Genomic DNA, 24,578 nt, shown 5'->3' with positions numbered 1-24,578 from the left:
GTCCCTAATGGGATGGTTTTTTTTGCGTCTTCATAAATTAATTATTAAATTGGCAGGCGAAAAATCAACAAACCGTAAGAAGAACGATTAGTTCGAAAAATCCGGAAAAACGTTGACCAGATGAAAGGGGGATATTGCAATGCAATTCAAGTTGTATACGGATGTGTATGAGTTTTACAATGATACCTATGGTATGCTGATGCGTCATGAAGCACAAAATTTGATTCCTCTTGGCAATATCATAATTGGACATGAAGGAAAAGACAAAACAGACTGGCGTGACCCTGTAAATTGGCTTATGGTAACTATTTCGGATGCTAAGGGCATACAACTTACCGCCATAATGACACCGCCACACAATATTACGCTTTATGCAACAGACAACATAATTAACCCAGAAGCTATAAACTGTCTGGTAGATGGGCTGAAAGACCGTGAAATTCCAGGTGTGATGACCGAAAAAACCTTGGCAGAGTATTTTGCCAAAGAATATACTTTGCGCAAGGGAACAACCTTTAAAACAATCATGACCCAACGTATATATGAACTTACGGCAGTAAACCCAGACATTCAAAAGGTTGGTATCGTTCGATTACTAGATAAAAAGGATATTCACTTTTTCCCTTACTGGGCTGAAGCATTTTATGCAGCGGGGAGTTATGGTAAAACAGAAATGTCCATCCCGCAAGATGCAGACCCTTACCTCTACCGAATAGCATCGAAAAAACTATATATTTTAGAGGACAACGGGATACCCGTTTCTATGGCAGGATATACAAGGGAGATGCAGACGGCTATTGGCGTGGCATTTGTATATACCCCTCCATATGAGCGCGGAAAGGGTTACGCAACTTCAATTGTGGCGCAAATAAGCCAACTTGCATTGGATAAAGGGTTTACTAGATGCGTCTTATATACCGACTTAGCAAATCCCACATCTAATAGCATTTATCAAAAGATAGGCTATATGCCAATCTGTGATTCGCTTCAGTTAAAATTTGAATAGTAGAATGATGCGGATAGAACTTCTACTACTTTTGAAAATAAGAGCAGAATATTCACTACGGATTGAAGATCTTGAAGGTCGATTGATCAAGCTTTGGGAGAAATATAGAGTTACAACCAAATGCAACTGTTTAACTCCAGGGTTGACGAGGTATAAAAAAATGAGTTGACATAAAAGTAGTTAGGGACCATACTACATATATGAACAACAATAATAAAAAAATAAACGACATTGAGGCTATTCCCTCGCTTGTACAATCCAAGCGTCAGATTGATCGCTATAACCTAGACATAGACGCACAGGCTATACTCGTCGCGTCTAGGCTAATGGCAGCGGGAGCCATGCTTGGACACGCCTCGGAGATTCATTTCTCTAGATTCGGTTTATCAACAGGGCGTTATCGTTTATTGGCAGATCTTGAAGATAACGAAGGAGAAGAGTTGCCTTCGCAATTAGCGGAGCATCTAGGAGTTACACGTGCTACAGTGACTGGTCTTATCGACATTCTTGAACGAGATGGGCTAGTATCTCGGCGATTAAGCTCAGACGATGGCCGTCAGAAATCAGTTGTTTTAACGGAAGAAGGAGCGAAGAAGCTCCGTGAAATGGCTCCTGAGCATTTCGCTCGGCTGGAAGCTATGGTGGGGTTGCTCAACATCGAAGAACGCAGCGTATTTCTCGACTTGTTAGGTCGAGTTACACAAGGCATTTCAGCACTTACGGGCGAATTAGGCTCGAAACCAAAGGGGAAACATCAGTAATGAGTAGAATTGGGCTAGTGAAGCTAGCCTATTTTTACTCTTATATAGTTAGGCGCCTAATTATAGTTCGCTGAAATCAATCGTTGAACTATTTCAAAGAAGAAGGGAGCAAGTAAATGAACCAGATGAAATACCCGAATCAGACAGATGATGTTTACAGCATCAAGGCTGTTGGTTCCAAGAAAAAGACTTTTGTACTATGGCGTGAAGTTGTAATGGCCTATGCTGCTCCTGCCATTATGGCAGGTATCGGGGGATTGGTTACTGCAGATAGGGGGCTTCAAATAGCGGCATTGACCACTATTGGCGGTGCATCCGCCTTGATGGCCTTGATGATTGGACTTTTGTTGCATAGTCGAGTGGGCCATTTGCGATGGGTCATCGGTGCACCTCACTTGGTTGTGGTAGGGGTATTCGCAATGGCCGGGTCCTCATTTGGGCTATACGCTGCATGGGTGACATCTGTTGTAGTAGAAATTATGATTCCGAGTAATCACTTGGTCTGGGTAAATCGTGTCTGGATCGATTTCCCGTTGTCTGGATTCATAGCGAGCACGATAGTGACATGGCGGTGGCGACTTGCCGTCACAACTGATTTTTCATCCAAAAGGAGAAGATAAAAATGATAGTTATTATGGGAGCAACAGGTACGATTGGAAGTGCGCTTTTGGAACGTTTGGTTGATCTTGGTGTACCTGTCAGGGCGCTGAGCAGAGAGCCAGAGAAGTTGCGTGATCAAATCGGAGAAAAAAGCCGATCAATTATCGAGGTCGCTTTTGTGGATGCTTCTGACCCTACATCGGTGCGCCGCGCGTTTACAGGTGCTAGCCAGCTCTTCCTTGCCATGTCCAACAGTCCAAGACAAATCGAATTGGAAACCTCAATCATTCAGATTGCCACCGAATCTGGAATCAAACATATCGTAAAAATATCCAGTCCAGCCTTTGAGCAGAGCGCTCCAGTGGCAGTGGCGGGGTGGCATCAAGAAATTGAGAACACGTTGAGAGTATCGGGTATCACCCATACCGTATTGCGCCCTTATGCGTTCATGCAAAATTTAATGCGCTTTGCACCAACGATCACAACCCAAAATGTTTTCTTCGGCTCTATGGGCGTTTCACCGTGTAACTTTATTGACTGTCGCGATATTGCAGACGTTGCCGCAGAAGTTCTGACCAACGACAAGGTATCAGGCCATATATATACGCTTACTGGTTCGGAGATTTTCAGTTATCCCCAGATCGCGAGTCGACTATCTGCCCTGCTTAATCGGCCGATAAGTTACATCAACATGGACCCTCAAGTACTACTCCGTAATCTTATTGAGCATGGGAATCTGCCTCCTTGGCTCGCGAACCACGTTGTGGAAATTCAAACCATGTCTAGGATGGTGCCAGAAAGTCCAAATGACACTGTGAAGCGTTTACTCGGCAGAGATCCACGCACACTAGACGCCTTTCTACATGAGTGTGTAGATAATTTCCGGTAGAGGCGGAGTCCACCTATTCTGATATTTGTATCGATAACAGTATTTTATTCCGATTCCCATATCTAAATGGTTCAGAGTGTATCCCAAAGGTCATAAAATGACTGCCGGGATGCACTCTTTTTATTATGTCCTAAGGAACTCAACTCATAGAACTAGTTCTTCTATAGCATTTATATCAGTATTACAAGAAATAAGCTAAAATTCGTCAATAAGTTAGTGTTATTTACGAAATAACACTAAAAAAGCTAATAAAAAATTAACGAAAAATTCATATTATAAGATTAAGTTATATTAATAATAACTAGTTATGCTAACTAACGTAACATTTTTTCTTGACAATCTTTGTGGAAAATTTTAGAATGTAAGCGATTACTCTTAGTTTCCTAAGTGATATTCAAAAGAAGATATTCGTAAGTTCACCAACAAACATCGGAGTTTAAATTTAGGGGGGCAAAGCATGAAAAGGTGAAGGATAACATCATAGATAACAAGATAATAAAATGTTAGTTTTTTTGTTTCATGACTATGTATGAGGGGGTTCACTTGAGGATGAAAAAAAAGAACGCGTTCTTAGCTCTACTTCTGTCATTTTCTTTGTTATCTGTGACTGCTTGCAGTAATTCCTCTAATAGTGCCAATGAGAACGGTAAAAATGCTGCAGGTAATAGCAATACTTCGGTAAAAGCAACCAGTGATGTGGGTCAAACGGCAGTTAAGAATGAGGGCGCTTCTGATCTTGAAATTAAAGCGGGAAGTTCGGTAACCGTTTTCAATCCAAAGATCCCGACGCTCGATCCTACACAATGGCAAGGACAAATTCTGGTAGGGCAAGGAACTTTGCTCGAAGGGCTTTATGGCTACAATCAGGATAATGAAATCGTTCCGAAAATTGCGACAGGTTATACCGTTTCCGATGACAAAAAAACTTGGACATTTACCCTCCGTAAAGATGCCAAATGGTCAAACGGCGATCCAGTAACCGCCCATGATTTTTATTTTTCTTATATGTATCAATTGGATCCAGCTAACACAACCGCACAACTTTGGCTAAGCGTACTTAATTTTGTGAAGAACGGATATGCATACCATGCCGGATCTGTAAGTAAAGAAGAAGTTGGTCTAAAAGTAGTTGATGATTACACGCTGGAAATTACGACCACGCTGCCTCACGCTATTCTGGGGGATATGGTTCTTTCCGGGTCGATGCCTATGAATCCTAAAGCGGTCGAAGCGAACCCTGGTAAGTGGTTTGAACCGGGGAATTTTGTGAGCAACGGCCCTTACATGGTTAAATCTTTTACACCTAACGGTGAACTCGTCATGGTGAGCAATCCGAATTATGTAGGTGCAGCCGGCCAGCTTAATCACGGCAATGTAGAGACCATCCATGTTCTTCCGGCGACAACCGTGCCGGTGGAGGATTATATGTCCGGCCATGCAGATGTCGTTCTAATCCAAAGCGCGTCTGATTTACAATACGTGAAGAAAACGGAGGAGCTAAAGTCCCAGCTGTATACTGCAGCGACTTATGCGATCAAATATTTGCTCTGGAGCAACCCGACAACGGAATCTCCATATGACAAAAAAGAGGTGCGCCAGGCTATCGCCAAAGCGATCCAGCGTAAACCGATCGTAGAATCGGTGCTGAACGGCATGGGCGGGGCGACCAATATCTTTGCTTCACCAGGTTGGCCAACGGAAAAACTGGAGCAAGGACTTCCGGAAGATCTCGAGGCAGCCAAACAATTATTGAAGGATGCTGGTTATGAAGGCGGTAAAGGTCTGCCAACCCTATCGTTGTATGTTGGGGTCAAGCAAGTAGATGCTCAGGGTGAACAAATCGCTTTGGCGTTAGGTCAATTACTGCAACAAAATCTTGGTATCAAAACAGAGCTAGTTCAGCTCAATGAGGCGCAGTTTAACGCTTATCAGTACAGCGGACCTCAGGGCGATGCAAAACCAGGCTTTATTCTGGCGTCGGGCGCAACCAACTGGAGTGAACCAGGAAGTTTGGACATGGGTGCAACGCAGCAACTATATTCCATAGGAACACTGGATGCCCCGCTAGAAGCTACGAAACAATTCGTGGATTGGACCAAGGAAACTTATTATAAACCGGCTATTGAAAAATATGGGGATCCGGATAATAAGAACGCCGGTGTAGAATGGAGCGAATGGGCAGCATTAGAAAAAGCTGCTAATGAGGATATCGCCTTTTTGGATAAATGGACAGCAGAGCAGCCTGCAGATTGGCAGCCTTATTTGAAACAACCGGGGCTTCCAACGGCCGCTGAACAATGGCAACAGATTGTAGACCTTTGGAAAAATGCTAAAAATAACGATGAAAAACATGCCGCCTTTGTAACCGCTTGGACCTTCGTAGCACCAAACGCGCCAGGTGGCAAGTTGAATCAAAATGCACTTGATGTACAGGTATATTACAACAGTTATCAATCTGATACCTTAAGAGATTTGAGAATGTGGCAAGCGCAATTCGTAAATGCGCTGACCGTCGAAGACGCTGCTCCTATCGCGGCTAAGGTAGTTAATAACCTGCTCGAAGAAGCTTATGCTGTTCCGTTGTATTATCAACAGCAATACTTCTTGGTAAAACCCGGCATTACAGGAGTGCAATCAAATCCTTGGGCATGGGGCAACTTCTATGGGCTACATCTTTTATCTGTAGAATAATCCTAAATGGGTTGAATAATTACCAATCACGGGCGCCAATTATGGTGCCCGTGAATCGGTAAAGGAGGGTCGGATTTGACCATATTGAAATTTATTTCAAAGCGCATTTTACAAATTATTATCACTTTAATCTTGGTCATTTCAGTTAGCTATACCATGATGTATTATTCACCTGGCGGTTTCATGAATACGAATACCATGGCTACGGCACTGGCTCCGCTGCAAGGGCAAAACCCTGTTCTCTATCAACAAGTCATGGACCAGTTTCAAAGCCGGTATGGTTTGAATTTACCGCTGTGGCAACAAATCATGAAGTATATTTGGCATCAATTAACCTTCGATTTCGGTAATTCGATGCAGAATCCGTCTTTGCAAATTGCGACTCAACTGAAGCAGGCTTTGCCGATCAGTACACTTTTGGCCTTTGGATCTGTTGTTCTTTCGGTAATTATCGGGGTTCCGCTTGGCATTATTGCAGCACTCAAACGTAACACTTGGATTGATTATGTGGTAAGCACCATCTCATTGACGGGTCAGGCTATTCCGGCATTTGTTCTCGCGGTGATTATGGTTTTGTTATTTGGTGTTGTGTTTCAAGGGATACTGCCCGTAACGGGATGGGGTCACTGGAGGCAAGCAATTTTGCCGATTATTTGTCTATCTGCGGCGAATGTCGGTGTTGTTGCCAGATATATGCGAGGCAGTCTGATCGAAACCATGAGGTCGGATTTTATGCGAACCGCAAAAGCTAAGGGTGTCAAATATTGGCCGATGATTTTTAAGCATGGTGTCAAAAACTCGCTGACTGCGATGATAACCGTCATCGGACCACAATTTGCTTTTACCGTGATGGGCACGATCTGGGTGGAGCAAATTTTCGCCATTCCAGCGCTTGGTCAGGTGATGCAGACGGCATTTACCAGTTTCGACTATCCGCTCGCCATCACATCTGTATTTCTGCTGGGATCCATGATTATGATTATGAATTTACTCGTTGACATTATTTATGCCTTTATTGATCCGCGTGTCAGATTATAAGCGGCACAGACTATACGAACCTAGGAGGGGGAGCAATTGGCTGGCACAGTTGCAGCAACTCAATCGGATGTAGCTTTGAAGAGAAAAAAGAATCTTCAGAGATCCCAGTTTTATCAAGGTTGGAAGCGATTTAAAAGACATCGTCTTGCCGTTATTGGTTTGGTCTGGGTTATCCTTTTTTTGATCGCGGGGATTATTGGACCTTGGGTGGCCCCATATGACTATCGCACGGGGGATTTTTTGGCCATCAATCAAGGGCCGACCTGGCAGCATATTTTTGGTACGGATAATGTAGGGCATGACATGTTCAGCCAGATTCTGTTCAGTGTTCGAAGCGCTCTGATTATTGCTTTTGGCGCGACTTTGGTCAGCTTCATCATCGGGATCATATTGGGCTTGTGGGCCGGATTGCGCGGCGGAATCGCCGATATGATTATTATGCGTGCTGTGGATTTTATGATGACCTTGCCGGGATTTTTGTTCGCCTTGATATTAGTCATTATGCTGGGACGTGGGTATTTATCTTTGATTCTAGCAATTGGAATTCCGGGTTGGGCGGGGTATGCACGCTTGATCCGAAGTCTGGTCCTAAGTATGCGGGACGGGGAGATGGTGGAAGCGGCAAGAGCGTTAGGCGCATCTCAGGCGCATATTGCCAGACGGTATATGTTGCCGAATGTTATCGGCAGTATGGGTGTCTCTCTCGCCTTCGGGATTCCCGGTGATCTCATCCAGATTGCAGGCTTAAGTATTTTTGGCATGGGGCTTCGGCCGCCAATCCCTTCATTTGGGAGTATGATTGCTCAAGCCAGTGAGAATATTCTCGGCTTTCCATGGCTGCTGTATTTTCCGGCAGGTATCTTTGCAATAACCTTGCTTTCGTTTCTGTTTGTAGCAGACGGTCTCCAGGAAGCATTCAGTCCGAAAGGAGGCAATTAATATGGGTGAACCGCTACTTTCTATTGATGATCTTCATGTGAAGTTCTCCCGGAGTGAAGATGAAGTTTATGCCGTAAACGGCGTCAGTTTTTCGATCAATGAAAATGAATCCTTGGGGATTGTTGGTGAAAGTGGCTCCGGTAAGTCCGTTACATTGATGTCATCAATTGGGCTCATCCGTGAAAATGGAAAAATAACATCGGGGACAGCTCAGTTTAATGGTAAGGACTTACTTAAAATGCGTCCCAAACAATTAGAAGATATTCGTGGACGTGACATCGGCGTTGTTTTTCAAGATCCGATGACCAGCTTGAACCCGATCATGCGTATTGGGGATCAAATTATGGAAGCCATGCTGACACATCAATATGCAAACCGGAAGGAAGCTTTTGACCGAACCATTCAGCTCTTGCATGAAATGGGGATTCCGGATCCTAAATCACGGTTTAAAAGTTATCCTCACGAATTTTCCGGGGGGATGCGCCAACGTATCATGATTGCTATTGCTTTGGCATGTGAACCGCAATTATTGATTGCCGATGAGCCAACAACCGCGCTTGATGTCACTGTGCAGATGCAGATTCTTGCACTATTGCAGGAATTGCGCAGAAAACATGGGATGAGCGTAGTGATGGTAACGCATGATTTTGGCCTTGCGACCAACTTTTGTGACAAAATCATCGTGATGTACGGGGGCCAAATCATGGAGAAAGCCACTACGGACAAGTTCATAAGTGAGGCGGCGCATCCCTATTCACTTGGATTGAAACGCTCCATTATCGAAGTGGGCCACAAGGGAAAAGAAATAATGCCTATTCCAAAGACGGCAAAGACACTTACACAGACATTGACCGGCTGCCCATTTGCCGATCGTTGCTTCTATACAACTGAACGGTGTCAGAATGAAGTTCCCAAGCTTCGTGATTTTAGCACCGATCATCAGATCGCCTGCCATCATGCTGAGGAGGTCGCTTCCTATGCCCAATAATCCGCTCTTGCGCGTAGAAAATGTCTCGAAAACTTTTCGGGTACAAGGAAAAAAGCTGCATGCCATCGAGAATGTTTCTTTTACCCTGGAAGCGGGGAAAACACTGGGGCTTGTTGGGGAAAGTGGCTCAGGAAAATCAACCTTAGGGCGAATGGTTCTGCGTCTACTCGAATCTGACAAAGGAAAAATATTTTTTGAGGACGTGGAGCTCTCAAAGGCAAATAAAGAGAAGCTGCGGGCGATGCGCCGGGATATGCAAATTATTTTCCAGGATCCCAAGGCGAGCCTCAGTCCGAGAATGACGGTAGGAGACGCTATTGAAGATGCAATGGCTATCCACAAAATCGGAACTAAAGTAAGCCGGCATGAGCGTGTGATCGAACTACTTGAGCGGGTCGGTTTGCCTTCTGAAGTCCAATACGCTTATCCGCATGAACTGTCAGGTGGACAATTGCAGCGGGTTGGGATTGCCAGAGCGTTGTCACTGAATCCCAAATTGCTCATTTGTGATGAACCGGTGTCCGCATTGGATGTATCTATTCAGGTTCAAGTCATTCAACTACTAAAGGATTTGCAGAAGGAGTTTAACCTGACTTATATCTTTATTTCGCATAATTTGGCAGTAGTGGAGTATTTGAGTGATGATATCGCGGTTCTTTATTTAGGAGAGGTGGTTGAGCAGGCTCCGGCGGATGAATTGTTCAAGAAACCTACGCATCCTTACACGCAGGTCCTGCTAAATTCGATTTTGAAGATTCCGGATAGTGTGGAGCAGAAGCAGCAGATGGTATCGATTCAAGGTGAGGTACCATCTCCGCTCAATCCACCAAGTGGCTGCACTTTTCATCCCCGGTGTTCTTTTGCCTCGGATGTATGTATGGCTGTCAAGCCTGAACGGAAAATCGTGTCAGAAGGCCATAGTGCCGTGTGTCATTTGGTAGAATAAGCAGAGGCTTAATTAAGTAATCAGCAGATGACTTCTGTATATCATAGAAGTCATCTTTTTTAATTCATACACACAAAAAAGCCCTGTAAGAAGGTCACTTTTTTCAAAGTGAACAGCTTATAGGGCGCAGTTTAAAGACTGCTTACTGCTTGTCAATCGCTGCTGCTAACCCTTCATACGAAGAATCCTGAAGCAGCACTCCGTTCACCATAAATTTAGGAGTACCGTTCACTCCGTAGGAACCAGCGATCTTAAAGTCTTCTTTTACATCGAACATGTAGGTATGATTCTTGAGATCTGTTTCAAATTGGGCGTAATCAATGCCCTCGATGTTATTCTTAACGAATTTTAAAATGAATTTCTGAGTGGCCCAAATTTCGCTCTCATCGCCTTGATTAGCGTACAGCTTATGAAGGTATTCCCAGAACTTCTCGTTGCTTTGCTTGTAGATGGCTTCGCCGGCGCTAGCAGCAAGATAAGAGTCCCGGTCCAAAAATGCAAAGTTCATGAAGAAAAGTTCCACTTTTCCGGTATCTACGTAGTCTTTAATAAAAGTATCCAGATACTTTTCAGTCCACATTTTGCAGGCGGGACATTTGAAATCTGCGAATTCGATAACTTTAACTTTGGCATCAGGACTTCCAAGATGAGGTTGCTTCTCATATTTCAGCCCATCAACAACAATGCTTCCCTTTACGTCGGTGTAGTTGGGTAGATCTGCTGTATCATCAGTCTTATTGCTTAAGATGAAAACAATTACAGCGAGAAGGATTACAACAACGACACCTAATATCATGGGAAGCAAAGGTCTTTTGGTCTGAGATTGTTTAGCTGACACTTTCTTATTCATATCTCACCTCCTAGACAATATAGGAATACTATAAAAATAGTATAATCATCCAGTTGGTAGTGTAGATATGTCATTTGTAACAATGCTACGTAACGTTGCAGCTAGATTATTAGTTTTTGAATTTAGCGGCTGAGCGAATGACAGGGGGCACCTCGTGGATGGACGAAATAGTCATCACGGCTTGCTGCATCTCTTGCTCCAGCTCGATAAGGTTATAGCTCCATTCATATTGCTGCTTCAGGTAAATACTGTTGATGCCTGCGGTAACTGCGGGAAGTACATCTGTACGTAACGAGTTGCCAATCATCCAGGTACGTTTGCGGTCAAAGCTTTGGGTAGCCAAAATATTTTCAAGCGCCTCAACATTTTTATGCTTCCGAATATAGATACGATCGTCAAAATAAGCATCCAGCTTCATTTGTTCAATTTTACGTTGCTGAATGGTGTCGTCCCCGCCAGTATACAAGAATAAATGGTGACCCTCTTGCTTCAGCGTATCGAGTGTTTCAACCATGCCAGGGTAAGCTTCAATTTCTTGGTCATAGACGCTTAGGCCGAGCTTGTGTAATTGCTGCTCTTGAAAGCGATCTGTCGGACGGTTATATTTGGCGCAGAAATAACGGTAGGTGGCGATTAAGGATTTGGGAAAGTTGTCGCTGGCCAGGCCACTTGTGTTGACGGTATCAACATCAATTTCTATTTGCTTGCTGCGTAATTCACTGGTGCTTGGACCAAATTCATTAAACCAATCAGTCATGAGCTCGAAATATTGCCCTAAAATTAAATCGAAATATTTGTTGCAATGAACCAGCGTATCATCTAGATCGAAAATTACTTGTTGAGTTGTGTATTTCATATCTCTCACTCCTTGGATCTGTATCTGTATAGTGTTCTATAGGTGAATATAAGATTCTAGAAACATTTGAAGCTCAGAAGCGCCGTCTGGACGGATACTGAAGCGCTCGTCTTGTTCCCCGCGAAGATGGATACGGAGTAAACCGGCTACGCGTAGGATCATTAGGTGATGCATAAGCATTTCTCTGGATTGATTTAGATCGGACTGCATCTCCCATAGAGATTTGGGTTCATGGGCGACATACCGAAGCAATCGGAGTCTGGTTGGATCTGACAGTGCCTTGGTCATGCGCAATAGCACCATCGGTGGTTCATTTTCATCTTCCAATGGCACATCTACAGGATACTGTACAATCACCATAGTTTTGTAGAAGCAGTAGGTGTTAATTGGTCGATTATGAACGGTAGGCAATAATACTATAGTCTTAAGATCCCGTATATCCTCGAAAACTACACCACCGGATGCATATTCAATTAAAGAAATAGGGTCCATTTTGCTTTCCAGCATTTTTTTCTCAGAGGCATCTTCAATTAATAACGGTAAAATCTTGTGTTCTACATGACGAAAATATTGCTCATACCAGAGTCTAAGAAGCGGACTATAGCTGCTCTTGATCCGGGAAGCTTCATCTATGGTGAAATCATGAATTAACGGTGCGATCTGCTGATAACACTCTTCTATAGAAGCTGAATCCAGATCATCCAGGAAATGCAGCACTGATGTTGCGGGCCCCCGGCTGTAAACCCAAGCATATAACACATCATAATCTGTAAATGGCCACTCGGCAGCTTGCATGAGAGCTGTTACTTTATGAGGAGTAATGCGATCTTCCACATCACTAACCCAGTGGGGACCGAGGTCTAAATTGGAGATCCATTTTCTGGTTACATATATCATAAAACTGTCCAACAGTTCATAAACCGGCGATACGTCGATTTTTAATTCGTAATCCATGTAACATGCACCCCCAGAAATCCGTAACTTCTACATATTATCTCTTGTTTTGAAGAGGGTTGTCCACTATAATGTTCGGTGTTTGCCAATTGGCGTTAGATCACATCATTGTTTTTATTATAGGGGGATATCATCCGTGTCAGACCGGCTTAAAGTATCTATACGAAGTAATAGCAAAATGACTTTCATGATTCTTATTACCGCTACTATAGCCGCAGGGCTTAGCCAAGGGCTGTTGCTGCCCATTCTATCCATTCTTTTGGAGCAAAAAGGAGTGTCCTCGTCACTGAACGGACTGAATGCTGCTGCACTATACATAGGATCATTTGGGATGACCTTGATTGCTGAACGTGTTCTTGGAGCGGTTGGATTTAAAAAATTGATAGCTGGTGGGATTAGTTTAGTCTTAGTAAGCTTGCTCATGTTTCCCTTTTTTACAGGGATCAAGGTATGGTTTGTATTGCGTCTGCTTGTGGGTGTGGGCGATGCTGCGATTAATTACGGGGCCCAGCTTTGGGTTCTGCTTATGACACCTGCCGAGCATCGCGGACGTAATCTTTCACTATATGGCATGTCCTATGGTCTGGGTTTTAGCTTAGGACCACTTGGGATAAGTCTGCTGCGTTATGGACAGGCCGTGCCTTTTATTGTTCTCGCATTTCTATTTTTGTTAGTCTTAATCCTTGTGACTACAATTCTGCCGGATTCCCGGCCAGATAAAGCGGAGAGTGGTGAAAGCCAGGTTCGCCGTTTCGGTCGTTGTTACAGCTTAGCCTGGTTCGCTTTAATTCCAGCCCTTTTATATGGCTTTATGGAAGCCAGCTTAAATAGCAGCTTTCCGGTATATGGTCTGCGTATCGGTTACAGCACAGATCAAATTGCAGCGTTATTGCCTTTTGCAGGGATCGGAGGACTACTTCTGCAGTTTCCATTAGGTCTGTGGAGCGACCGGTTTGGCCGCAAGCGGGTACTGATTATTGCCGGGATCGGAGGCGGGATCGCCTTTGCGATGTTGCCGCTGGCAGGTGATCATTTTACGCTGACAATGGTACTTCTGATGATCGCAGGAGGATTAGTGGGCTCCTTTTTCTCATTAGGGCTAAGTCTGGCCGCGGATATTTTACCAAGACATCTACTGCCTGCTGCCAATGTGGTTGCTTCTTTCCATTTTAGTATTGGTAGTATTATCGGCCCCGGCATTGGTGGTTTGTTGCTGCAAGTGGGCTTAAGCGGCGGTATTTTCGCCCTGATGGGTGGTTTATATATCGTGTTCGGCTTGCTGGGGTTATTATTCTCGCCACAACCTAGAAATTGAGGTAAGATAAGAACGAGTGCTCGCATGGAAATTGAACTCACATTCAGAGTACACTATAGATTATAGATGAAGACAGGGAGAGGCTGAACTATGATCACAGTTGAACACTTAGCCAAGGCAGTTGGGGAAGACAAAAATCCGGTCCTGCAGGATATAGGATTTCAATTAGAGCCGGGTGAACTCGTAGCCATACTTGGAGCGAGTGGGAGCGGTAAGACCACTTTATTACGCTGTTTAGCGCTGCGAGAGAAGTGGGACAGAGGGAATTTTAGAGTGGACGGTACGGATATTATGGCGAGTGCCTTTTCCGGAAAAAGAAAAATTCGCCGGGAGTGGGCTTACCTGGAGCAGAATGCAGAGCTCAATCCTAACCGCACAGCGCTGAAAAACGTGCTGATCGGCCAGTCCGCACAGACGCCAATGTGGCGTATGGTTACAGGGATGGTTCGTTCAGATGATTATATGGGTGCGATGGATGAATTAGATGCCCTTGGACTTCTTGACAAAGCGAAGATGAAGACTAGCCAGCTAAGCGGTGGTGAACGTCAGCGTGTAGCGATTGCTAGAGCATTAACTCATGGTGCAAAAGTTATTTTAGCGGATGAACCGGTTACGGGTCTGGATCCCAAATCGGCAGAAAGTGTATTGGAAACTTTGCGCAGACTGTGTAAAGAGACGGGTCTTACCGTAGTGACGGTGCTGCCTATTGAACTGGCTGAACGTTTCGCTTCACGTATATGGGTACTAGAAGATGGACGAATTAAGCATGATATAAAGGGACGTAGATTAACGTCTCAGGAACGCGCGAATTTGTAAAGTTCGGACACGGATAAGGAAAAGAGTGATGAGGTTGAGTATAAAAAGTCTTAGGTGCCTGGCAGCTGCAACACTGTCGTTATCCGTACTTTCGGGTTGTACTTTCATCAGTGATCCCGTTTCGAAGATGAAAGCTCCGCAGCTGTCTGCTGACAAAGCAACACTTATGGCTGCTATTAATTCACATATTCCAGCGGGTACGGAGTTGATCCGTCCGGTTAATGATGAGAGCTCAATTTTCACAGAGGATCTTAATAACGACGGAATTATGGAGTCGTTGGTGTTCTATAGAACGCCAAGCGAAGCTGTAGAGATTCACGGGATGATCTTAGAGAAGCAAGGAGATGCCTGGGTCAAAAAGCTTGTTTTTGATGGGGATGGAACTATGCTGGAGTCCGTCGATCTGAAAGATATGACAGGTGACGGGAAGCTGAATATCATTACAGGTTATTCACGCGGGGAAGAAAAAGGCCTCGTCGTGTATAGCTATTCCAGCGGATCATTGGAAGAAGTGCTTTCACTTCCTTACACCAAATATATGCTTGATGATCTTAACAAGGATGGAATTGAAGACATCACCGTAGTTTATTTTAAAAGAAATGAATTTGCAACCATTTCGATCTATCAGTACAATGATGGCTTTAAGGTGCTCGATAAGATTGAGGATATCGATCCGTATTTTTTTAATTATTACAATATTGTCGCAGGAAAGATTGCCAAGGATAAAGAAGGAATCGTATTGGACGCTTCGGTGGATTTCCAATCCGCCTACAGTTTAATTGTTCTTATGGAGCATAACAAGCTGCGTGTGGTTTTGCCAGGTGATACGAGGACTTACAAAGATCGTCTGATTGCAAGCGAAGATATCGATCATGATGGCATTATTGAAGTTGGATTGCTTGAAGCGCCAAAAGGATGGGAGTATTTCGACCCCGCAGATATTCCTTATTTCACCTCCTATTATAAATGGGATGGAAAAGATGGCCTAACCTTTGCAGTCCAGCTATATCGTGATCCATCGGATCGCTTTACTATTAATTTTGATCCAGAGCTGCATGGAAAGGTAAGTATTGATACGAAATCTGTTCTGGATAAAAACCTTAAGTTCATCATGACTGATACCGGAGAGACTTTTGCTGAGGTTTCCTTCTTTTCTCCTTCGGAATGGGATAAGGCTAAGAATGAAGGCTGGGAGCTGCTTGGACGGGATTTAGATAAAGTCATCGGCTACCGTGGTGAGCTAGAACAAAGTACAACTAAAGAAGGAAGCAATAAGATTGCCTCCCCTATTGAAAGGAAGGGAATAGATGAGTAAAGTTCTGATATTGGAAGATGAAGAGTCCATTCGCAGTTTCATAGTCATTAATTTGAAGCGTAATGGTTTCGAAGTGCTGGAGGCTGCTGACGGGAATGAAGCATTGCATAAATTAACCACTATACCTGATATTGATATTGCATTATTGGATGTTATGGTTCCCGGCATTGATGGATTTGAAGTTTGTAGACGGATTAGGGAGACTAATGAACGCTTGGGAATTATTTTTCTTACCGCCAAGGTTCAGGAGCAGGATAAAGTTTACGCTTTGTCCGTAGGTGCAGATGATCATGTTAGTAAGCCATTTAGCCCAACGGAGCTAATTGCGCGTATTCAATCTTTGCTGCGCCGAGTAAATGTGCATCGTGAACAGTCGGCCAAGGTTTCTTTTCATTCGGGGCCTTTCAGCTTGGATCTTATTACCAAACAATTCAAACGTGATAATGTAGCCATTGAACTGACGCCTACGGAGTTCTCTCTGATTCAATTCTTTCTTGAAAAAGAAAACACTCCACTTAGCCGCGATCTTCTGTTGGATCATGTGTGGGGCAAGGAGTATATGGGTGATCCCAAAATTGTAGATGTAAATATCCGGCGCTTACGCCAGAAGATTGAGAACAATCCTTCGGAGCCGGAATTTTTGCAGACTGTATGGGGGCACGGATATAGATGGAAAGGCCAAGGACAATGATTAAGAAGGGGATGCGCAGACAGATTGTTCTGCACTACATTCTTGTAGTTTTTTTGGCGCTTCTCCTCGTAGAAGTTATCTTCCTGCTGGCCATCAGAACATATTATTATGACAGTGTATACAGCAAGATTAAAAATCACATTTCTGTTTCAGAGTCGTTTTTTCAAAAGAACATGATACCCAGCGATAATAGCATCTATCTGCTACAAGAAGTACTGGAGAGGTTCTCATTGAGCAAGACGGAGCTGGAAATCTTATCGCTAAATGGGGATATCATCACTAGTTCCACTGGCTTTCAGCCGGATCGGACCATTACGACCAGTGATGTACCAGAAGCCGTTGGCGGCAGCGTTGGACGCTGGGTAGGGCGTCAGGCAGGCACGAATGAGAGCGTAATGGCGGTTTCCAAAATGCTGCAGATTCATGGACAGGATAAGTATGTCCTAAGGTATATTACTTCACTAGAAGAAATCAATAATGATTTGCTTAATCTAACTTTATTGTCCACTGCTATTGCTGCAGCTGTTATGGCTGTAGTTGTTGGGTTTAGCTTCGGACTGGCCAACTCGATTGTGAAGCCGCTGAATAATATTACGGCAGTTTCAGCTCAGATGGCGAAGGGGAGATTCAACGTACGGATTAAGGGAGACTATAAATTTGAGATTGGTGATTTGGCTTCAACGCTGAATTATATGGCTCAGGAAATTGTACGCAGTAATCAGATTAAGGATGATTTTATCTCGTCCATTTCTCACGAGCTGCGGACACCTCTTACAAGTATCAAGGGCTGGAGCGAAACCTTGGTTTCCGGCGGGTATGATCCGGAGGAGACAAAACTTGGAGTCAGCATCATCTCCAAAGAAAGTGAACGTCTGATTGGGCTGGTGGAGGAGATTCTCGACTTTTCTAAGCTGCAGCAGAACCAAATGAAGCTGTCGATTGGGGTTGTAGATGTAAAGGTGCTGCTACAAGAGACGATACTGAATGTTTGGGCTAAAGCGGAAAAGAAACGAATTCATCTGCTGCTGGAATGTGAAGACGCGATCTTTGTTAAAGGGGATGCCAATCGATTAAAACAGGTATTCTTGAACTTGGTAGACAATGCAGTAAAATTCTCACATGAAGATTCCAGTATTGAATTGTCAGCAAAGAGGCTGTCTGCTACAGAAACAGCGATTATGGTACGAGACAGCGGGATAGGGATTAGTGAAGCGCATATCTCCAGAGTTAAGGACCGTTTCTTTCAAGTGGATGCACTTAATGGAGGAACAGGCTTGGGGTTAGCGATCTCACAGCAGATTGTAGAACTTCATAATGGGACACTTGATATGGCAAGTGAGCTTGGAAAGGGAACGGAAGTAACCGTCATCTTGCCTCTTACTGAACCACAGCCGGAAGTTAACTCAGATGAGGTAACTCAAATTACAGCTACCTTTCCTGAATTAGATGATTGGGAGACGTGACCTGAGATGGGGATAACGAAGAATTCGATCCGTATAGTTCGTGGAGAGCCTGATCGGGTTAATGACATCTTGAGGCTGTTGCAAGAAGCGGCAGGATGGATGGAGCGTAACGGGATTAACCAATGGACACCCGGACAATTTAATGAGACCGATATTGCAGGATATTTCGCTGACAGACATGTTTATTTAGCCCTTGACGATGGGGCTGTAGTTGGCATGTTCACGTTGCAATTCAGTGATCCACAGTACTGGGGCAGTAAAAATGATGAGTCCTACGCTTATTTGCACCGATTGGCTGTGAAAGACTCCCACCGCGGCCGAGGACTTGGACAGCAAATGCTTAAATATGCAGTAGTTCTAGCCAAAGATCTAGGCTGTAAGAGTCTTAGGTTTGACACTGTGGCACATAACATTAAGCTTAATCGTTATTATCAGAGCATGGGTTTTCACTACATGGGCACTAACGATATGGGAAATGGTCGTTTAGTGAACTTATATGAGCATTTTGAGGAAGGTGCTGAGTCAGACCGTCTGATCCTAAGGTTTATATCGGAATCTGATTTTGAACACTTAAAGCGCTGGAGTGTTTCTCCAGAGTATCTGAAGCAGTGGGCAGGACCTTCGTTAACTTATCCTTTAGATGATGAGCAGCTTGTTAAATACTTAAAGGATGCTAATCATCCAGGCTTATCCGATCGCCTTATCTTCTGTGCAATTCAAGAAGCTACGCAGCAGGTAGTGGGCCATATTAGCTTTTCAGTCATTGACCGGGTTAATCGTTCTGCACGTATCGGCAGGGTAGTAGTAGATCCTGAGTTTCAAGGTAAAGGCATTGGCAAACGTATGATGCAAGAAATGCTTCGAATCGGATTTGAAGGTCTGGACCTGCATCGTCTGTCTCTGGGTGCTTTCGATTTCAATACGGCTGCCCTGAAAGCTTATGAAGCTGTTGGCTTTAAGCGGGAGGGTGTTCAACGTGAGTCTGCTTTATTCGGTGAGCAATATGTAGATTGTGTGGAAATGAGCATATTAGACAGAGAATGGACGGCTAGCCGTAATTCATAAAATCACTAATTCTTTATAACCGAAGGGGCTGTTGCTCTGGTCATGATCGACCAGGACAACAGCCCCTTTTTATATAAAGTATTTTTCTATATAATGGTTGTTATGAAGGAAGAACTTCACGCAAACGTCCTGTCTTCTCATACACATCCTGAAACAGACGGGAAGGTTGGTTTCGGACCGCCGGCTTGGCAGCCACAGTCTCATGTGGTCCAACGACAACGATATTATTTATGCTTCCCTTGATGACTGCTCCATCCTTAATGATTGCCCCTTCACCAATAATGGCATTCTCAATCAGCACTCCACGGCCAATGCGAACTCCAGGCATAATAACACTTTGTTTGATCTGGCTCATCTTACCGATTTCTACCCCATTAAAGACTACAGAACGTTGTAGACTACCTTCTTGGGAGCAGGATTCATTCACGAGAGAGTCCGTTGCTGGGTTCTGTACACGTGGTTTATGAACTGCAAGCTTAGTCCGGCGAACCCGACTATACATAGGCCAATGAGTCTTGTCTAACTTCATGCCATTGTCTTTTTGCAGAAGGTCCATATGTGCTTCCCAGAGACTGCCGACTGTACCTACATCTCTCCAGTAACCCTTGAAACGGTAAGCGAATAAATCATCGTTCTGATCCAGCATGGTAGGAATTACGTCTTTACCAAAGTCATGGCTGGAATTAGGATTAGCTGCATCCCGCAACAAGTGTTCCTTCAGATAAGCCCACTCGAACAGGTAGATACCCATTGAAGCAAGATTACTTTTTGGTACTTTAGGTTTTTCCGCAAATTCGGAAATTTTCAGATCATCGTTTACGTTCATTACTCCAAAACGACTAGCCTCATCCCAAGGAACCTCCATTACGGAGATGGTTGCTTTTGCTTCTTTTTCAATATGATAATTCAGCATCTTACGGTAATTCATATGGTAAATATGGTCACCGGATAGAATGAGCACATGTTCTGGGTTGCGGCTATCAATAAAGTCAATGTTTTTATAAATCGCATCAGCAGTCCCTGTATAACTGTCTCTGCCTTCAACACCTGAAGGAAGCAGTGTGACACCTTTATCCTTTTGACTAACTAAGCCCCAAGGCTCACCTTCACCGATATGATTATGCAAAGAGTCAGCTTCGTATTGTGTCAGAACACCTACTGTATCAATGTTCGAATTTACACAGTTACTTAGCGGGAAATCAATAATTTTATACTGTCCACCGAAAGGGACTGCAGGCTTAGCCATACTGGAAGTCAAGGGAGCCAATCTGCGGCCTTCCCCTCCTGCCAATAACATGGCGATACAATCTTTTTTGTTGTTCATTTGTTATCCCTCCCATTATTTTGTCAATGCTTGTAATATAAACTTACGACAAGCGCTTGAAACGACATAGGTGAAATATATTGCTTTGTAAACAGAAAAATTACAATTAATATTTCTTTATCAGAAAATCTTTTCTTTTAACATCAAAACATTTTCAAAATGGTAATATTCGGGTAAGGTAATAGGTACAAGCACATTGAAAAAGGTGGTGTAGAATTGGCTGAAAAAGCAAAAATCGAGACCCTTCCGTCAGCTGCTGATATCTATCTGTTCCATGAGGGCACCAATTATCGCAGCTATTCTATGCTGGGTGCACACACTGCCGCTGAAGAAGGCGTTACCGGTGTGCGCTTTACCGTGTGGGCTCCTCATGCGACATATGTAGGACTAGCTGGTGATCATAATGATTGGGACGGAACACAGGGCGTGGACTCGTTATATAAGATACCCGATTCAGGATTTTGGAGTCGTTTTTTTCCGGGAATACAGCCGGGAACTTTTTACAAATACAGGATTCTTGCCTCAGATGGATCAAGTTTCCTTAAAGCGGATCCTTTTGCTTTCAAAGCTGAGGTTCGACCGGCAACGGCTTCGGTAGTAGCAGAACTGGATGGCTACCGCTGGGGAGATGCAGCATGGCGTAGGAAAAGCAAAGCTCCATATCAACAGCCAATGAACATTTATGAAATGCACTTCGGTACCTGGCGTCAAAAAGAGGATGGTGAGTTCTATACTTACCGGGAAATGAGCGAGCTGTTAATTCCTTATTTGGTGGAGATGAACTATACACACGTGGAATTTATGCCGTTGGCAGAACATCCATATGATCTATCCTGGGGTTATCAAGGGACGGGGTATTTTGCGGCAACCAGCCGTTATGGCGAACCCCATGAGTTGATGTATTTGATCGATCAGCTGCATCAGGCAGGTATCGGTGTGATTTTAGATTGGGTTCCCGCTCACTTTGCCAAAGACGCACACGGATTACGTATGTTTGATGGAGCGCCACTTTATGAATATGCCGATCCAATGTTAGCTGAAAAACCAGGCTGGGGGACACTTTCGTTTGATTTCAGTAAGCCGGAGATTTCTTCATTTCTTATTTCTAATGCGCTGTTTTGGTTCGAGTATTATCATATCGACGGAATGCGTGTAGATGCGGTTACGAGTATGCTTCGATTAGATTTCGAAAAGCGGGATCATCAATATCGGCGGAATGTTAATGGTGGATTGGAAAATCTGGAGGCCATCAAATTTATCCAGAATCTGAACAAGGCTATCTTTCATTATTTCCCAAAAGCATTGATGATGGCTGAGGAGTCCAGTGCTTGGCCGGGGGTTACTGCACCAGTGCATGAAGGGGGCCTTGGCTTCAATTACAAATGGAATATGGGTTGGATGAATGATACGCTAGGCTACATAGAACATGATTTTGGTGGGCGCCCTTATCATCATAATTTACTTACGTTCCCAATATGTTATGCTTATGCCGAAAATTACGCATTGCCGCTATCGCATGATGAGGTTGTTCACGGCAAGAAGTCTTTGTTAGACAAAATGCCGGGTACTTATGAACAAAAGTTCGCAGGTCTCAGGCAGCTGCTGGGATATCAGATCTCTCATCCCGGTAAAAAGCTTCTGTTTATGGGTGGGGAATTCGGTCAGTTTATCGAGTGGAAGGATCAGGAGCAGCTGGACTGGCTGCTGTTGGATTATGAGAGCCATCGTCGTATGCTTGCCTACACGGCTGCACTTAATAAACTGTATCGCTCCGAAAAAGCGTTGTGGGAGCTGGATCATTCTCAAGAGGGTTATCAGTGGATTGATGCGGATGACAATGATCAAAGTGTGATTTCGTATATACGCCGAGGGAAGAAACCAGGAGATACGCTGCTTATAGTCATCAATTTTCAACCGGTAGAACGGCACAATTATCGTATAGGCGTGCCACGGGCCGGGACTTATGAAGAGCTCTTTAGCTCAGAAAATGTAGAGTATGGTGGCTCCGGATTGCACAATGTCCCTCAAAAGAGCGTTAAGCTGGAATGGCACAATCAGGTGAACAGCATAGAGCTGACTCTTCCGCCCCTTAGCTTCCTGGTGTTTAAAAAAACGTCACGAATGGGTAAGAATAAAGAGGCAAAAGAGTTATAGATCTAAGTACGAATAGAGAATCCGTACAGTTTAAGGGGGAAATAATCATGAAAGTTTTATTTGCCGCAGCTGAAGCCCATCCTTTTGTCAAAACGGGTGGTTTGGCCGATGTCATTGGAGCATTACCTAAAGCGCTGAAGGCTGCCGGGGTAGATGTACGAGTGATTTTGCCTAAATATCGTGGGATTCCTGACAAGTTCACCGCTCAAATGGAGCATTTAACGGAAGTGTATGTTCCAATTGGCTGGCGAAAACAATACTGTGGAATTGAACGCATTATCTATGAGGGTATCCCCGTTTATTTTATCGACAACGAGTATTATTTTGGCCGTGATGGAATTTATGGTTATATGGACGATGGTGAACGGTTTGCGTTCTATAATCGTGCAGTGCTGGAGTGTTTGCCAGCCATTGATTTCCAGCCTGATGTACTGCATTGCCATGATTGGCACGCGGCCGTAATTCCAATGCTGCTACAGGGGCATTATCGCCACAATCCATTTTACAGTGAAATGCGGAGTGTATTTACAATACATAACCTGTTGTATCAGGGAGTGTTTCCTTATGAGGTACTTGGAGAGCTGTTAGGTCTGGATAGCAGCTATTTTGGTAGTGTGGAGTACTATGGTAATGTGAATTTCTTAAAAGGCGGGATTGTATTCAGTGATCGGGTCACGACCGTCAGTCCGACTTATTCAGAAGAAATTCGCACACCTTATTATGGTTACGGTTTGGATGGTTTGTTGAACGCACGGTCAGATGTTTTAAGCGGGATTGTGAATGGCATTGATACTAAAAGTTATAATCCAGCGACAGATTCGAGCCTTGTTACCCGTTATCGTTCTAATTTGACCAAGAAGACGGAGAACAAAGTAGCCTTGCAGGAAGAGCTGGGATTACCTGCGGATGCTAATATCCCAATGGTAGCCATGGTCACGCGTCTCGTGGACTCCAAAGGTTTAGATCTGCTTACCCGAGTGCTGGATGAGCTGCTATATCACGAGGATATTCAATTTGTGCTGCTTGGAACAGGTGATGAATCCTACGAGCGTTGGTTCAAGGAAGCGGCATGGCGGTATCCGACCAAGCTGTCTTCACAGATCTTATTTAATGATGCACTCTCACGAAAAATATATGCTGCCAGCGATATCTTCCTTATGCCGTCTAAGTTTGAGCCCTGTGGCATCAGTCAGCTGCTCGCTTTACGGTATGGTAGCATACCCGTTGTCCGTGAGACAGGTGGCCTAAATGATACTGTGCACGCTTATAATGAAGAAACCGGTGAAGGCAATGGCTTTACGTTCAGCAATTATAATGCACACGATATGATGTTTACGCTGCGCCGGGCGCTTTCTTTTTACAAGCAGCCTGAACATTGGAAAAAGATCACAAAAAATGCTTTCGCGGGAGATTATAGCTGGAATGTATCCGCTCAGCAGTACATGGATATCTACGATGATATAACCAGATAAAGTTTAACGAATTCTGTAATGGGTTAATAAGGGATTGCACCTGGGAGTATGGTAAATACTCTGGGAGCAGTCCTTTTTTTATGAAATTAGGAATAAACAGTCGAATGATTTAGCCAGTATAGGGGATAGTAAAAATGTATAAATTTAGCTTCAACGTGAATAAAAGTGATTTTTTTGCTGCGTATTATAGAATTCCCCTCATAGCAATCCATTAAAAGGAAGTTATTGTCACAATTATGCCTTTGCATATTCATGCGTTCTGATTTATAATAAGTCAGTCATTGGGTCAACTTAGATTTTTTCATATGAATAGGGGAGATATAGAAATGAACAAATGGGGTAAACTTAGTTTAGGAATGGTATTAGCGGTAGGTCTGCTTTCAGGCTGCGGTCAAAATAAAAATGATAATGATACCGCTGCTAGTGGTAATGCAAATTCCGGTGC

General features: G+C 43.9%; 21 protein-coding genes. 17 read left to right on the top strand and 4 right to left on the bottom strand.

The window, feature by feature from the left end; translation table 11 throughout:
- Positions 1 to 139 precede the first annotated feature (139 nt).
- From MHI25_RS17385 to MHI25_RS17345, 9 genes are all read left to right on the top strand, one after another.
- Positions 140 to 1,006 (top strand): GNAT family N-acetyltransferase, encoded by an 867-nt coding sequence (locus tag MHI25_RS17385; protein ID WP_076218224.1) that lies wholly within the window; start codon positions 140 to 142, stop codon positions 1,004 to 1,006.
- Positions 1,007 to 1,206: 200 nt separating this feature from the next.
- Positions 1,207 to 1,767, top strand: a complete 561-nt coding sequence (locus tag MHI25_RS17380; RefSeq protein WP_076279322.1) for a MarR family transcriptional regulator — start codon at positions 1,207 to 1,209, stop codon at positions 1,765 to 1,767.
- 116 nt (positions 1,768 to 1,883) lie between these two features.
- Positions 1,884 to 2,387, top strand: a complete 504-nt coding sequence (locus tag MHI25_RS17375; RefSeq protein ID WP_248548720.1) for a hypothetical protein — start codon at positions 1,884 to 1,886, stop codon at positions 2,385 to 2,387.
- 2 nt (positions 2,388 to 2,389) lie between these two features.
- Positions 2,390 to 3,256 (top strand): SDR family oxidoreductase, encoded by an 867-nt coding sequence (locus MHI25_RS17370; RefSeq protein ID WP_312148827.1) that lies wholly within the window; start codon positions 2,390 to 2,392, stop codon positions 3,254 to 3,256.
- Between the two features lie 549 nt (positions 3,257 to 3,805).
- Positions 3,806 to 5,947 (top strand): peptide ABC transporter substrate-binding protein, encoded by a 2,142-nt coding sequence (locus tag MHI25_RS17365; protein ID WP_076302598.1) that lies wholly within the window; start codon positions 3,806 to 3,808, stop codon positions 5,945 to 5,947.
- A 75-nt stretch (positions 5,948 to 6,022) separates the two neighbouring features.
- Positions 6,023 to 6,985 (top strand): ABC transporter permease, encoded by a 963-nt coding sequence (locus MHI25_RS17360; protein ID WP_036687660.1) that lies wholly within the window; start codon positions 6,023 to 6,025, stop codon positions 6,983 to 6,985.
- A 36-nt stretch (positions 6,986 to 7,021) separates the two neighbouring features.
- Positions 7,022 to 7,924 (top strand): ABC transporter permease, encoded by a 903-nt coding sequence (locus tag MHI25_RS17355; RefSeq protein ID WP_081383373.1) that lies wholly within the window; start codon positions 7,022 to 7,024, stop codon positions 7,922 to 7,924.
- Between the two features lies 1 nt (position 7,925).
- Entirely contained in the window at positions 7,926 to 8,912 is a 987-nt protein-coding gene (locus MHI25_RS17350) for an ABC transporter ATP-binding protein (RefSeq protein WP_036687658.1), read from the top strand.
- Positions 8,902 to 9,858, top strand: coding sequence for an ABC transporter ATP-binding protein (locus MHI25_RS17345; protein WP_076130038.1), 957 nt, complete (start codon positions 8,902 to 8,904; stop codon positions 9,856 to 9,858). Before MHI25_RS17350 ends, MHI25_RS17345 begins: the two co-directional genes overlap by 11 nt.
- A 142-nt stretch (positions 9,859 to 10,000) precedes the next feature.
- Here the strand turns inward: MHI25_RS17345 and MHI25_RS17340 are convergent, their stop codons facing one another.
- From MHI25_RS17340 to MHI25_RS17330, 3 genes are all read right to left on the bottom strand, one after another.
- Entirely contained in the window at positions 10,001 to 10,708 is a 708-nt protein-coding gene (locus tag MHI25_RS17340; protein WP_036687653.1) for a DsbA family protein, read from the bottom strand.
- 109 nt (positions 10,709 to 10,817) lie between these two features.
- A complete protein-coding gene (locus MHI25_RS17335) occupies positions 10,818 to 11,564 on the bottom strand; it encodes an HAD hydrolase-like protein (RefSeq protein WP_340393769.1) in 747 nt (248 codons plus the stop codon).
- A 36-nt stretch (positions 11,565 to 11,600) separates the two neighbouring features.
- A complete protein-coding gene (locus MHI25_RS17330; RefSeq protein ID WP_036687649.1) occupies positions 11,601 to 12,518 on the bottom strand; it encodes a helix-turn-helix domain-containing protein in 918 nt (305 codons plus the stop codon).
- A gap of 160 nt (positions 12,519 to 12,678) precedes the next feature.
- Between MHI25_RS17330 and MHI25_RS17325 the strand changes: the two genes are divergently transcribed.
- The 6 genes from MHI25_RS17325 to MHI25_RS17300 all read left to right on the top strand — a co-directional run bounded on the left by MHI25_RS17325 (position 12,679) and on the right by MHI25_RS17300 (position 19,183).
- Positions 12,679 to 13,833: an MFS transporter gene (locus MHI25_RS17325; protein ID WP_076130060.1), complete on the top strand. Its 1,155-nt coding sequence runs from the start codon at positions 12,679 to 12,681 to the stop codon at positions 13,831 to 13,833.
- Between the two features lie 90 nt (positions 13,834 to 13,923).
- Entirely contained in the window at positions 13,924 to 14,649 is a 726-nt protein-coding gene (locus tag MHI25_RS17320) for an ATP-binding cassette domain-containing protein (protein ID WP_036687647.1), read from the top strand.
- 34 nt (positions 14,650 to 14,683) lie between these two features.
- Positions 14,684 to 15,964: a hypothetical protein gene (locus tag MHI25_RS17315; protein WP_248548717.1), complete on the top strand. Its 1,281-nt coding sequence runs from the start codon at positions 14,684 to 14,686 to the stop codon at positions 15,962 to 15,964.
- Positions 15,957 to 16,655, top strand: a complete 699-nt coding sequence (locus tag MHI25_RS17310) for a response regulator transcription factor (protein WP_036687642.1) — start codon at positions 15,957 to 15,959, stop codon at positions 16,653 to 16,655. The genes MHI25_RS17315 and MHI25_RS17310 overlap by 8 nt, the downstream gene beginning before the upstream one ends.
- The gene (locus tag MHI25_RS17305; RefSeq protein ID WP_051491526.1) at positions 16,652 to 18,118 is read left to right on the top strand and encodes a HAMP domain-containing sensor histidine kinase; all 1,467 of its coding nucleotides are present in this window, start codon (positions 16,652 to 16,654) and stop codon (positions 18,116 to 18,118) included. The genes MHI25_RS17310 and MHI25_RS17305 overlap by 4 nt, the downstream gene beginning before the upstream one ends.
- 6 nt (positions 18,119 to 18,124) lie before the next feature.
- Positions 18,125 to 19,183 carry a GNAT family N-acetyltransferase gene (locus MHI25_RS17300; RefSeq protein ID WP_340393766.1) on the top strand — a complete coding sequence of 353 codons (1,059 nt, stop codon included), beginning with the start codon at positions 18,125 to 18,127 and terminating at the stop codon, positions 19,181 to 19,183.
- A 100-nt stretch (positions 19,184 to 19,283) separates the two neighbouring features.
- On the opposite strand, the gene MHI25_RS17295 is transcribed toward MHI25_RS17300, so the two are convergent.
- A complete protein-coding gene (locus tag MHI25_RS17295) occupies positions 19,284 to 20,507 on the bottom strand; it encodes a glucose-1-phosphate adenylyltransferase (RefSeq protein ID WP_340393765.1) in 1,224 nt (407 codons plus the stop codon).
- Positions 20,508 to 20,723: 216 nt separating this feature from the next.
- Between MHI25_RS17295 and glgB the strand changes: the two genes are divergently transcribed.
- The gene (gene glgB, locus MHI25_RS17290) at positions 20,724 to 22,661 is read left to right on the top strand and encodes a 1,4-alpha-glucan branching protein GlgB (RefSeq protein ID WP_076218219.1); all 1,938 of its coding nucleotides are present in this window, start codon (positions 20,724 to 20,726) and stop codon (positions 22,659 to 22,661) included.
- A 47-nt stretch (positions 22,662 to 22,708) separates the two neighbouring features.
- The gene (gene glgA, locus MHI25_RS17285; protein WP_340393764.1) at positions 22,709 to 24,133 is read left to right on the top strand and encodes a glycogen synthase GlgA; all 1,425 of its coding nucleotides are present in this window, start codon (positions 22,709 to 22,711) and stop codon (positions 24,131 to 24,133) included.
- Positions 24,134 to 24,578 lie beyond the last annotated feature (445 nt).

The organism is Paenibacillus sp. FSL E2-0177 (genome assembly GCF_037992975.1).
Lineage (GTDB): Bacteria > Bacillota > Bacilli > Paenibacillales > Paenibacillaceae > Paenibacillus_AQ > Paenibacillus_AQ odorifer.
Note: the sequence above shows the minus strand (reverse complement) of the source record. Positions and strands in the feature narration are given on the sequence as shown.

What these genes read in the sequence shown, in the direction of transcription:
- MHI25_RS17385 (WP_076218224.1), top strand. Translation starts at nt 140, where the DNA reads ATGCAATTCAAGTTGTATACGGATGTGTATGAGTTTTACAATGATACC.
- MHI25_RS17380 (WP_076279322.1), top strand. Translation starts at nt 1,207, where the DNA reads ATGAACAACAATAATAAAAAAATAAACGACATTGAGGCTATTCCCTCG.
- MHI25_RS17375 (WP_248548720.1), top strand. Translation starts at nt 1,884, where the DNA reads ATGAACCAGATGAAATACCCGAATCAGACAGATGATGTTTACAGCATC.
- MHI25_RS17370 (WP_312148827.1), top strand. Translation starts at nt 2,390, where the DNA reads ATGATAGTTATTATGGGAGCAACAGGTACGATTGGAAGTGCGCTTTTG.
- MHI25_RS17365 (WP_076302598.1), top strand. Translation starts at nt 3,806, where the DNA reads ATGAAAAAAAAGAACGCGTTCTTAGCTCTACTTCTGTCATTTTCTTTG.
- MHI25_RS17350 (WP_036687658.1), top strand. Translation starts at nt 7,926, where the DNA reads ATGGGTGAACCGCTACTTTCTATTGATGATCTTCATGTGAAGTTCTCC.
- MHI25_RS17345 (WP_076130038.1), top strand. Translation starts at nt 8,902, where the DNA reads ATGCCCAATAATCCGCTCTTGCGCGTAGAAAATGTCTCGAAAACTTTT.
- MHI25_RS17340 (WP_036687653.1), bottom strand. Translation starts at nt 10,708, where the DNA reads ATGAATAAGAAAGTGTCAGCTAAACAATCTCAGACCAAAAGACCTTTG.
- MHI25_RS17335 (WP_340393769.1), bottom strand. Translation starts at nt 11,564, where the DNA reads ATGAAATACACAACTCAACAAGTAATTTTCGATCTAGATGATACGCTG.
- MHI25_RS17330 (WP_036687649.1), bottom strand. Translation starts at nt 12,518, where the DNA reads ATGGATTACGAATTAAAAATCGACGTATCGCCGGTTTATGAACTGTTG.
- MHI25_RS17320 (WP_036687647.1), top strand. Translation starts at nt 13,924, where the DNA reads ATGATCACAGTTGAACACTTAGCCAAGGCAGTTGGGGAAGACAAAAAT.
- MHI25_RS17310 (WP_036687642.1), top strand. Translation starts at nt 15,957, where the DNA reads ATGAGTAAAGTTCTGATATTGGAAGATGAAGAGTCCATTCGCAGTTTC.
- MHI25_RS17305 (WP_051491526.1), top strand. Translation starts at nt 16,652, where the DNA reads ATGATTAAGAAGGGGATGCGCAGACAGATTGTTCTGCACTACATTCTT.
- MHI25_RS17300 (WP_340393766.1), top strand. Translation starts at nt 18,125, where the DNA reads ATGGGGATAACGAAGAATTCGATCCGTATAGTTCGTGGAGAGCCTGAT.
- MHI25_RS17295 (WP_340393765.1), bottom strand. Translation starts at nt 20,507, where the DNA reads ATGAACAACAAAAAAGATTGTATCGCCATGTTATTGGCAGGAGGGGAA.
- glgA (WP_340393764.1), top strand. Translation starts at nt 22,709, where the DNA reads ATGAAAGTTTTATTTGCCGCAGCTGAAGCCCATCCTTTTGTCAAAACG.